Source organism: Ruegeria sp. CDSC068, assembly GCF_059610545.1.
In genome coordinates this window covers 270098-280595 of the sequence record NZ_JBXWNV010000005.1, presented here as the reverse complement: position 1 = coordinate 280595, position 10498 = coordinate 270098, and the positions used below count along the sequence as shown (strand labels likewise).

Annotated in this window: 11 protein-coding genes, 1 tRNA gene and 1 riboswitch; of the genes, 5 read left to right on the top strand and 7 right to left on the bottom strand. The window is 57.5% G+C overall.

Translation table 11 applies throughout. The features are described from left to right. Nucleotides 1-2: 2 nt before the first annotated feature. From cobW to AC2FID_RS12770, 3 genes are all read right to left on the bottom strand, one after another. Complete coding sequence (gene cobW / locus AC2FID_RS12780; RefSeq protein ID WP_496837127.1) at nt 3-1058, bottom strand: cobalamin biosynthesis protein CobW; 1056 nt, start codon at nt 1056-1058, stop codon at nt 3-5. Beyond that, nucleotides 1055-1444 carry a DUF1636 family protein gene (locus AC2FID_RS12775; protein ID WP_058274172.1) on the bottom strand — a complete coding sequence of 130 codons (390 nt, stop codon included), beginning with the start codon at nt 1442-1444 and terminating at the stop codon, nt 1055-1057. Before AC2FID_RS12775 ends, cobW begins: the two co-directional genes overlap by 4 nt. A gap of 84 nt (nt 1445-1528) precedes the next feature. Continuing rightward, a riboswitch (cobalamin riboswitch) is annotated at nt 1529-1738 on the bottom strand. A gap of 286 nt (nt 1739-2024) precedes the next feature. Further along, nucleotides 2025-2098: transfer RNA gene (locus AC2FID_RS12770), tRNA-Cys, on the bottom strand. Nucleotides 2099-2325: 227 nt separating this feature from the next. On the opposite strand from AC2FID_RS12770, the gene AC2FID_RS12765 reads away from it, so the two are divergent. From AC2FID_RS12765 to AC2FID_RS12755, 3 genes are all read left to right on the top strand, one after another. Next, complete coding sequence (locus tag AC2FID_RS12765) at nt 2326-2979, top strand: protein-L-isoaspartate O-methyltransferase family protein (RefSeq protein WP_282119906.1); 654 nt, start codon at nt 2326-2328, stop codon at nt 2977-2979. A 95-nt stretch (nt 2980-3074) separates the two neighbouring features. Then, nucleotides 3075-4493, top strand: a complete 1419-nt coding sequence (locus AC2FID_RS12760) for a TolC family outer membrane protein (RefSeq protein ID WP_282119905.1) — start codon at nt 3075-3077, stop codon at nt 4491-4493. Nucleotides 4494-4567: 74 nt separating this feature from the next. Beyond that, a complete protein-coding gene (locus tag AC2FID_RS12755) occupies nt 4568-5332 on the top strand; it encodes a hypothetical protein (protein ID WP_496754643.1) in 765 nt (254 codons plus the stop codon). A 3-nt stretch (nt 5333-5335) separates the two neighbouring features. On the opposite strand, the gene AC2FID_RS12750 is transcribed toward AC2FID_RS12755, so the two are convergent. Next, nucleotides 5336-6793: a cobyric acid synthase gene (locus AC2FID_RS12750; protein WP_496837124.1), complete on the bottom strand. Its 1458-nt coding sequence runs from the start codon at nt 6791-6793 to the stop codon at nt 5336-5338. Nucleotides 6794-6853: 60 nt separating this feature from the next. On the opposite strand from AC2FID_RS12750, the gene AC2FID_RS12745 reads away from it, so the two are divergent. Beyond that, nucleotides 6854-7423, top strand: a complete 570-nt coding sequence (locus tag AC2FID_RS12745) for a cobalamin biosynthesis protein CobQ (protein ID WP_496837122.1) — start codon at nt 6854-6856, stop codon at nt 7421-7423. Between the two features lie 73 nt (nt 7424-7496). Here the strand turns inward: AC2FID_RS12745 and AC2FID_RS12740 are convergent, their stop codons facing one another. Beyond that, nucleotides 7497-7817, bottom strand: a complete 321-nt coding sequence (locus tag AC2FID_RS12740; RefSeq protein ID WP_008757056.1) for a DUF6280 family protein — start codon at nt 7815-7817, stop codon at nt 7497-7499. A gap of 218 nt (nt 7818-8035) precedes the next feature. Between AC2FID_RS12740 and efp the strand changes: the two genes are divergently transcribed. After that, nucleotides 8036-8599: an elongation factor P gene (gene efp / locus AC2FID_RS12735; protein WP_058274164.1), complete on the top strand. Its 564-nt coding sequence runs from the start codon at nt 8036-8038 to the stop codon at nt 8597-8599. A gap of 58 nt (nt 8600-8657) precedes the next feature. On the opposite strand, the gene AC2FID_RS12730 is transcribed toward efp, so the two are convergent. Together AC2FID_RS12730 and ygfZ are read right to left on the bottom strand one after the other, a co-directional pair. Further along, nucleotides 8658-9602 carry an ABC transporter transmembrane domain-containing protein gene (locus tag AC2FID_RS12730; RefSeq protein WP_282153716.1) on the bottom strand — a complete coding sequence of 315 codons (945 nt, stop codon included), beginning with the start codon at nt 9600-9602 and terminating at the stop codon, nt 8658-8660. A gap of 106 nt (nt 9603-9708) precedes the next feature. Next, nucleotides 9709-10446 carry a CAF17-like 4Fe-4S cluster assembly/insertion protein YgfZ gene (gene ygfZ, locus AC2FID_RS12725; RefSeq protein ID WP_496837119.1) on the bottom strand — a complete coding sequence of 246 codons (738 nt, stop codon included), beginning with the start codon at nt 10444-10446 and terminating at the stop codon, nt 9709-9711. Nucleotides 10447-10498: the final 52 nt, after the last annotated feature.

Sequence of the window (10498 nt, the reverse complement as noted above, 5' to 3'; positions counted from 1 at the left end):
GCTTACTCGGCGGCCTCGGTCACACCCACGAGGATATCGCGGATTGCGGCCTCATTGATGTCGTCATGCTCGGCAATGACCACCAGGCGCGAGCGGCGCTCTTCGCCGGGCTCCCACGGCCGGTCATACTGGTGACGTACGCGGGCACCAACGGCCTGCACCAGCAGACGCATAGGTTTGCCCTGAACGGCGGCATAGCCTTTGACGCGCAGAATGTTCAGGTTATTGGCCAGACGTTCGATATTGGCGACCAGTTCCGCCGGGTCGGTCTGTTCGGGCAACTCGACGATGATGCTTTCGAAATCGTCGTGTTCGTGGTCGTGGTGGCCGTCGTGATGCGACGGGCGCGCATCCATGTCATCCTCGGCGGCGGCTTCGAGGCCCAGCACGACACGCACGTCAACGGCGCCTTCGGCAACCTCGACCACGGGCAGCGGGCGCGGAGCCTCAGCCGCGATGACCTCTTTGGCTTTGGCAACGCCTTCCGGACCGGCCAGATCTGGTTTTGTCAGCAGGATGATGTCGGCGCACGAGATCTGGTCCTCAAACACCTCAGACAGGGGCGTTTCGTGGTCGATCGAGTCGTCAGCCAGGCGCTGGGCGTCCACGGCTTCGACATTTGGTGCGAAACGCCCAGCGGCGACGGCCTCGGCGTCCGCCAGAGCGATCACACCATCAACGGTGATTTTCGAGCGGATATCGGGCCAATCAAACGCCTTGAGCAGCGGTTTGGGCAGGGCAAGACCGGACGTTTCGATCAGGATGTGATCGGGGCGCGGCTCCAGCGCCATCAGCGCCTCAATGGTCGGGATGAAATCATCGGCTACGGTGCAGCAGATGCAGCCATTGGCAAGTTCCATGATGTTTTCCGCCGGGCAATCCGGAATGGCGCAGGATTTCAGGATATCGCCATCCACACCCACATCACCAAATTCGTTGACGATAACGGCCAGGCGCTTGCCCTGCGGATTCTGCATCAGGTGCTTTACCAGCGTAGTTTTGCCCGAGCCCAGAAAGCCGGTGATCACAGTGACGGGGAGTTTTTCAAGGTTGCTCATTTCAGGGCTCCAATCGGGGGAATGCGGGCCGCACAGTTTTTGCGGAAATGTTCGGGGCGCTCGCGCCATTTCACCAGACCGTCTTCAGCGGCCAGATACTTGGTGACGCCTTCAACGATGGTCTCGACATGGTCGGTCTCGTCGAGGTTTTCATAAACGAAGGTCCATCGGGATGGGCCGCCACGCAAAACGATCGAGCATCCCTGATCACAGTTCGACAGACATTCCACCGGTTTCAGGTCGACGCCGTCCGGCAAGCCAGCCTGTTCAAGTGCTTTATGCAGCAAAGTGCCGGGTCGCTGGGCGTCATCTTCGATAGGTAACCCACGGCGACATGTCGTGCAGACCAGCAACTCGACTGGTGCGGTCTCGGTCACGTCTCTCATCCCCCTCATCCTTTATACGGGGGACGGGGTTTCATGCGGGCCACGCGTCTGCACATGGACCCGACACCGGAACACCCCGCCCGGTTTCAACTTCGGGTGCTGGCAGGTCTCCCGGCTTGCGGATGTCAGAGGCGGGCCTCTGTCGGATGTCCCGCCTTCCCGGCCTATTAGGCCAGTGGCTTTGGGCACCCTCTCCGGTCACGGTCGCGGGGGCGGCTGTGCTTGGCGGAATAACCGCTGGCACATTCCCTTTTCATCCATCCGGGGATGGACACCAACGCATGCGACATGCGGCACGAGCAGGGGGCTTGTCAAGCACGACTGGGGTTTGAAAACCCGCTACGTCAGAAAAGCGACTTGCCGAAGTCAGTCAGCGGCATCCGATGCGATCTGATCACGCAGCGAGGCGCAATTCAGCCCGGCCGTCGCAGATGATTCAGCACTTCTCAGTTTGGCAATCAAGTAGTGCGGTTGTGTAAATGGAATCGCTGGACCCGCAATCGCAACATGCATCTGATACTGAACTTTAGGCGTCCGAAATTGCGAAAGCAGCGCAGAAAGCTAAGTGCTTGGAAATAAATGGAGGCGAGTACCGGAATCGAACCGGTGTACACGGATTTGCAATCCGCTGCGTCACCACTCCGCCAACTCGCCTTTTCAAGTAAAATCAAATACTTGCCGTGGTGTGATCGGCGTTTTAGCAGCTTTCGACAGGAGCGTCCAGAGGGGGGAGCGCAAATTTCAGGGCCGGGTGCCAACTTAGTCTTTGGTTGCGACGTTGTATCTTGTGAAGATTGGAAAGTTTCCGTGTCTGGGCCGTTGCCGGTTTTTCAAGGATGTGGCAGAACTCAATCACCCAAGGGAGCAAGATGAGCGATCCAATGACAGATTTCGCAGCCCGCCGCCGGACGATGGTCGATACGCAGATACGTCCTTCTGATGTCACGAAGTTTCCCATCATAGACGCGATGCTGACCGTCAAGCGCGAGAATTTCGTGCCGGACGCGCAGCGCGAAGCGGCATATGTCGAGGGATTGATCGAACTGGGTGATGGGCGCTGCATGTTGGAGCCGCGGACCCTGGCTAAGATTCTGGACATATTGAACATTTCGAACGACGAGTCGGTTTTGGATATTGCTCCGGCCTTGGGGTATTCGACGGCAGTCGCCGCGCGCATGGCACAGCTGGTTGTTGCCGTAGAGGAAGATGAAAATCTGGCGGCCGAATCTCAGTCTATCCTGATGGAGGCGGAGGCTGACAATGCGATTGTCCATGTCGGCCCGCTTGAGCAAGGTGCCCCCGAACATGGGCCCTATGACGTGATTATGGTCCAGGGTGGTGTGGAACAGGTTCCGGATGCGTTGATCGCGCAACTTAAGGACCATGGGCGAATTGCGTGCCTTTTTGTCCAAGGTGCACTGGGGATCGTCCGTATCGGCCATAAATCTGGGGATCGGGTGACCTGGCGGGACGCGTTTAATGCCAATGCACCGATTTTGCAGGCATTTTCCACGAACCGTGTATTTTCGCTATAGTTTTATGGCGGATTGTTCTGCCGCCTTGATTAGTTGAACACAAACGCGCAAACTGTCGGCAGAGCAGCGTAATTTTGATTTGAGAGGATTTCGTTATGAGTTCTATGGCGGGAGGAAAGCTGGTCAAGGCGCTGGCGCTGACTGCGGGGGTCGCACTTAGCTTTGTACCGGGACGGGCCGTTTGGGCCGACAATATTACTGACGCATTCATTGGCGCGTACAATACCAGCGGGTTGCTGGAACAGAACCGCGCATTGTTGCGTGCGGCGGACGAAGACGTGGCAATTGCATTGTCAGCGCTTCGACCGATCATCAACTGGACGGTCGCGATTAGCAGCAACTATAACCGTCGCAACGTCAGCGATGTGGTGACAAGAACCGACCCGAACAACTTCTTTACGGGGCTGACCCTCAGCCAACTGCTCTACGATGGTGGGGCCGCTGTTCTGGGCAAGCAATCGGCGCAAGAAACGGTGCTGTCGACCAGGCAGACCCTTGTTGATATCGAACAGCAGGTTTTGTTCCGCGGTGCCAATGCGTATCTTGAAGTGCTGCTGCAGGAAGAAACCGTACAGATCCGCCTGAACAACGTCGATGTATCGGCAGAGGAACTGCGCGCATCGCAGGACCGGTTTGATGTTGGCGAAGTCACGCGTACGGACGTTGCGCTGTCACAAGCCCAGCTTGCAAGCTCGCAAGCTGATCTGGCCGTTGCACGCGGTAACCTCGACACGGCGCGGGCGGAATACGTGAATGCCGTTGGCAAATCGCCCGGACGCACAGCTGGTCAACCGAGCCTGCCAAATCTGCCAAGCTCGGAACCGCAGGCCGTCAGCCTGGCGCAGCGAAACCACCCCGCCATTCTTTCGGCACAGCATCAGGTGCGTGCCTTCGACCTGATCGTTGCGCAACAGCGCGCCAACCTGGGTCCGAATGTCAGCCTGAACGCCGACGCCGGTATCACTGAGACCTATGACAACGATGACAATATCGAAGACGGCAGTGTTTCGCTGAACTTCAGTCAGCCGATTTACGCTGGTGGCCGTTTGGCCGCAAGCGTGCGCCGCGCCATGGCTACACGGGATGCATCGCGCGCCAACCTGTTGAATGTGCAGAAAGATATCACTCAGGGTGTGACAGATGCCTACGCCCGTTTCCAAGCCGCGTCAGCAAGTTTGCGGGCGTCGACCGAACGGGTGCGCGCATCGCAGGTGGCATTTGATGGTATCCGCGAAGAAGCTACTTTGGGTGCCCGGACCACGCTGGATGTTCTGAACGCACAGCAGGATTTGCTGGACGCGCAACTGGCCGAGGTTGCATCGCGGATCGAGCGATCGCGGGCCGCATACCAGTTAGTGCAGGCACAGGGCCTGTTGACCGCCGAACGTTTGGGACTGGCCGTGCAGATCTATGATCCGACGCTGTACTATAACCTGGTCAAGAAAGCGCCGGCTCAGGTCAGCAGACAAAGCAAGGACCTGGATCGCGTTCTCAAAGCGTTGCGTCGCGACTAAGGGCCAATACTATCTGTTGTGACGACCGGTTTGTTTGGCTACACTCAATCCTGAGGATAGAGCGGTAGAGAACAATGACGGAAAAAGTCGTGAACGGCAGAGTAGAGGACGTGCTGTCCTCGATCAAACGGCTAGTCGGTGAAAGAGGTGAGCAAACCTCGGAGTCGGCGCCTTCAATCGCCCGCAAGCCCGGGCGATTGGTACTTACCGATGCATTGCGAGTCGGCGGAACGTCCAGCATTCAGGACGGCCCGGAGAATGAAGCAGAGGTCAAAGCAGGCTACACGGCCGACGCGTCGGTCAAGCCGATGCTTCTGCGCGCGTGCGACATCGTTAATCGTGAAGACCCCGCCAACAAAGAACAGGCCGCGCCAGAGCCGCCCAAAAACCCGACCAACAGTCTGAGCGCAAAGATCGAAGCCCTAGAAGCGGCGATTGCACGCACTGAGGACCAGTGGGAGCCGGATGGCGAAAGCGAAGACGAGTACTCCGGTACTCCGGCGAAGGCCCTTGAATTCAGCGCGCGCAAAGAATTTACGGATACCGAGGGAAAGAAAGCCGAACCCACTCAGGCAAAGGCCAAAGAAGCTGTCGCGACGACCAAGGCAACTTTCGTTCGCGACCCCGAGGTGATCACCGCACCACCTGTTCACCCAGTCGAAGCAGCAGCGGAAGATTCAGCGATAGCTGGTATTAGCGAAGACGCATTGCGCAAAATGATCGCTGAGGTTGTCCGTGAAGAATTGCAGGGTGTTTTGGGCGAACGTATCACCCGCAACGTCCGTAAGATGGTCCGGCGCGAAATCTACAAAGCCCTGGCCGAGCAGGACCTCGAGTAACACTCAGACGCTTTTGGGCGTTTCTGCAAGCGCCAGAAGGCGGTCCAGATCCATATTTTGTTCAAGGTGGTCGGCCAGCGCGTTCAACGTATCTTCGACCCCGTCTTCATAGGCCAGGTCCGAGGTCACGCCCAATCGCGACAGGTAAGTCGCGCGGAATGCGTCCGAACTGAAGATACCGTGCAGGTAACTACCGCGGATACGACCAGAGGCGTTTGCAGCACCTTCTGGTCGCCCCTCGACCTCTAGCCAAGCGCGGGCGCAATCAGGGCCTTCGGTACGGCCCATGTGGATTTCGTAGCCCGACACCGGTTCTCCTCCGTTAAGGGCGCGGGCCGAAGTGAGCGTTACCTGTTTCTTCCCTGCCATCACGGTCTCAACATCCAGCAGGCCTAACGCTTCAACAGTTCCCGGTTGTCCGTCGACGCCATCCGGATCAGCGATTGTCTTGCCCAGCATTTGATAGCCGCCGCACAGGCCCAGAACATGGCCGCCCCGGCGGACATGGGCATATAGGTCGATATCCCAGCCCTGAGCCCGGAAATAAGCCAGATCGCCAATGGTGGATTTGCTGCCGGGCAGCAGTACCAAATCGGCATCACCGGGCAGGGGGCGTCCTGCTGGCACGATCTCGACCGAGACACCGGGTTCGGCAGACAAAGGGTCGAGGTCGTCAAAATTTGCCATGCGTTCTAACTGCGGAACAACCACCTTGCAGGCCCCGCCAGAGTGGGACCGGATATCCATCATATCCTCGGCTGGCAGTTTCCACGCATCATGGAACCAGGGAACGACGCCCAGACAGGGCCATCCGGTACGCGCAGCGATTTCATCGCGACCATCATCGAAAAGGGATACGTCGCCCTTGAACCGATTGACGGCAAAACCCCGGATCATATCAAGATCACCTGCATCCAATACCGCCTGGGTGCCTACGATCTGGGCAATGACACCCCCGCGGTGAATGTCACCCACCAGAATAACGGGTACGCCTGCAGCGCGCGCAAATCCCATATTGGCGATGTCACCCTTGCGCAGGTTGACTTCGGCCGGGCTGCCCGCGCCTTCGATCAGGACAAGATCCGCGTCGCTGCACAAGCGGTCAAAGCTTTCAAGCGCTGCGCCCAGCAGTTTGGATTTATCCTTGCGGTAATCGCCCGCTTTCATCGTGCCTGCGCGTTGGCCTTGTACGATGATCTGAGCACCAGTGTCGGTTTCCGGCTTCAGCAGAATCGGGTTCATGTCTGTATGCGTCGCACGCCCCGCCGCCAGCGCTTGCAAAGCCTGTGCGCGCCCTATCTCGCCGCCATTTTCGGTGACGGCGGCATTGTTCGACATGTTCTGTGGTTTGAACGGTGCAACACGTAACCCGCGCCGGGTGAAAGCCCGCGCCAGACCGGCCACTAGAACCGATTTCCCGACATTGCTGCCGGTGCCCTGAATCATGATGGACCGAACCATGGCCTGTCTCCTATGTTGACGCGCAGATGACCTGATTTGCGGGCAAAGGAAAAGCCAAAGTTGAACACGCCAGCGCATCTTTTGATCGGAGCTGCCGCCTTTGCCCGCCCAGCCCAGGGACGTATCCTGTGGGCGGCTCTGTTGGGTTCGCTATTGCCGGACCTGTCGCTTTACCTGATGACGGGCACGTCCCTTTACGTACTTGGGATTCCCGCAAGCGTGGTCTTCGACCAGCTTTATTTTTCCGACGGCTGGCAGACCGTGTTTGCTATCGACAATTCCTTTGTCCTTTGGGGGGGTGCCTTGCTTGTCGGGGTATGGATGCGCTGGAAGGTCTGGACCGTTGGGACGTCCGCCGGGTTGCTGCATCTTTCGATGGATTTTCTGTTGCATGCCGGGGACGGGCGGCCACAGTTTTGGCCAATCAGCGATTGGGTGTTTCACAGCCCCGTCAGCTATTGGGACAGCACGCATCACGCCTTATGGGTGGCGCCAATTTCGGCCGTGCTTTGTGTCACGTGTTACGCCATTTTGTGGCGTCGCGGCTTGTCCATCTGGGCGAAAGCGTTCTTTGCCCTGCTGCTGATGGCCGAACTGTGGGTCGCGCGGCAGTGGCTGTTGTTCTTTTGATTGATGGCATAAGAATAAGAAAAGCGCGCTCCCAGCTAGGGAGCGCGCTTTTTCATGCGAAAGTCACCTTGGATCAGGCGGCTTCTGCTTGTTGGGCCGCGTTGCGACGTTCGCTTTCTTCACGCGACAGCGCAACCGAGGTGCGCACACCACGTCCAACGAACTCCATCAGTCCGCCAACAACGCGCTCATTCGGGTCGATACCCGCGCAGGACAGGACCTCGCGACCATCACGAGAGCGCGCCCACCGGGCGATTTGTTCCGGACCATTGCCATATTTTTTGTCATCGGCAATAGCATCATCCAGCGCAGCCAGTACGACAGCCGCGAAAAGTTTGCGTGCACGATTGCCTTGCTCGTTGTTAAAGGCAGTGCCGTCAACGAAATCTCTCATCTCGTCTTCCTTGTTGTTCTTGCTCTTGCATTTTCGGCGTGACGGTTCTTATGACCGATTAAGTGCGATTCGGATACACTTAAAATGCATAGTTGCGTTGCGTCATTTGCATAGCTTGCTGCAGGTGCAGCACTAAGTCTCGTCATCTTGTCAGGTGTGTTCCCGCCAGATATAGGAGCGGGAACTGACGCATCAACCGTTTGTGAAGGATTTAAGTCATGCCCAAGATAAATGGGAACGAAATTCGCCCCGGAAATGTGCTTGAGCATAACGGCGGGCTATGGGCCGCTGTCAAAGTTGACCACGTAAAGCCCGGTAAAGGCGGTGCTTTTGCACAGGTCGAACTGCGCAATCTGCGTAATGGCTCGAAGTTGAACGAGCGGTTCCGCTCGGCTGACAAAGTGGAACGCGTGCGTCTTGAGCAGAAAGACCAGCAGTTTCTGTACGAATCTGACGGCATGCTGGTTTTCATGGATTCCGAGACATATGAGCAGATCGAATTGCCTGCGGAACTGCTGGGCGAACGCCGCCCGTTTCTGCAGGACGGCATGACAATTGTTGTCGAATTTTATGAAAGCGAGGCTCTGAACGCCACGGTGCCTCAGAAAGTGACCTGCAAGATCGTTGAGACCGAGCCTGTGGTCAAAGGTCAGACCGCCGCGAATTCGTTCAAACCGGCCATTCTGGACAACGGTGTCAAAGTCATGGTGCCGCCATTCGTCGGTCAGGATGAGATGATCGTGGTGAACACCGAAACCATGGATTATTCCGAACGCGCCTAACCACGCGTTTGCCAGAGTAAAGAAAAACCGCGTGGACCCGTGCCGCGCGGTTTATTTGTCAGCTGCCCCGTCTGATTTGGCGATACCGTTCGGGGTTGGGGCCAAACAGTTCAAGCATCAGTTCATACTTGATGCGATTGGCGCTGACCTGCCGGTAAAAGGCGATCAGGAATGCCGTGGGGCCCTGAATGCGGCTGAGGCCGCTTGTGGCGGCGACCACGGTGCCGACATCCGTTTTCCCGTTCAGAACCAAATAGCCGCCCAACATCAGGACACCGACTGTTCCGGCTCCGTTTATGACGCTCAGTAGAAACTTGGCCGAAAGTTTCCAGATGAACATCTTGCGCCGTGTTTCGTAGATCTCGTCGAACTGCGCCTCAACCTCGCGCGCGATTTCGTTGATCCGCTCGACATTCAGCTTATCGTTGGCTCCGCGTAAAATCCGGACACGTTCGGCGACAAACACGTTCACCTTGCGTTGGGATACCAGCACGATGATGATCTGCGGCACGATCATCGAAAAGGCGATCATGCCCAGCCCAGGTTGCGTTGACGAGATATAGCCGATCACACTGATCAACGTGCCGATCTGAACGACCGGGTCCGAGAAAGCGCCGCCCGCGAATTTCCCCAGCTCTTCTGCCTCGGCTGAAATCGCCGTGGTCATCGTGCCCTTGCGCATCGTTTCGCCCGAGACATTGATATCTGAGGCACGCAGCAGCAGCCTTTGGCGGATCATGCGGATCAGATCTTCGCCCAACGTTCCTGCGCGATAGCTCAAAAGCCACTTTAGGGCGAGGCTGAGTAAGATGACCGACATCATTCCGACACCCAGGTAGATCAGCCTGTCCGTGCTTACATCGGCCGAGGTCAGGTGGTTGATGATGTCGCGCTGAAACTCCAGCGGAACTGCAGCCAGACCCGCAATCGCAATGGACAGAACGATGAGGATGATCTGCCGTCCGGCGCTGGCGCGCCAGATTGCCCTGTATAGCTGGAACATACGTGCATCCGGATTGCTGATTTCAAACCAGTGTGACAGCGCGGTTGGCTATGTTCAAACCACACCAATTCAGTCGGTTGCTCAGCCGTGCCGGTTCGGCAACACGTTAAGTGTCCAACTGTATGGTGGCGTCACCGGCCTGCATGTCGTTACCCACGCGGTCCAATCGCAAATAGGCGATCCCGCGACCATTGGATTGGGTGAACAATGTACCGGCCGGTTTTCCGCCAGAAGTAATTGCAGTTCCAACCGCTGCAGACCCAGTGACGCTAACGCTGCGCAGACCCTTGCGCAGTTCAGTCTTGTGTTTCATCCGCGCGGTGACTTCTTGCCCGACATAACAGCCTTTCTTGAAGTCCACGCCGTTTAGCGCCTCGAACCCGGCCTCAAGGATATAGCTTTCGGGTGTCAGTTCGATTCCAGTTTCCGGAATGCAGTGTCGCACGCGGATTTCATCCCAATCTGTACCGTTGTCGCTTTCCGCACCCGCTGTAAAGGCCCGCCAGCCCATATCCGGGTGCCTTGGGTCGGGCAGGGCAGCTTCGGGCGCAGGGCCAGTGCCGCGCTGCAGGCTCAGGCCGCTGTCTTCGATGCTGACATCTGCACGCAGCTTGTACATGCCCAACCGTTTGGCAAATCCATCGGCAAGGCCTTCGGCAACATCTAGCAAAACCGTGTCACCCTCGCGCTTCAGGAAGAAGTCCGCCAGGTATTTGCCTTGTGGGGTCAGCAGGGCGGCGTAGACCAGCCCATTGTCCAACCCTGCGATGTCGTTGGTGATCAACCCTTGAAGAAAGCTGTCGGTGTCCGAGCCGCTCAGGCGCAATATACGGCGGTTGGGCATCTGGGTTGTCCTCGTCTTTTCCTCGGACCTCGTGATATAGGGGTTTCCGCTG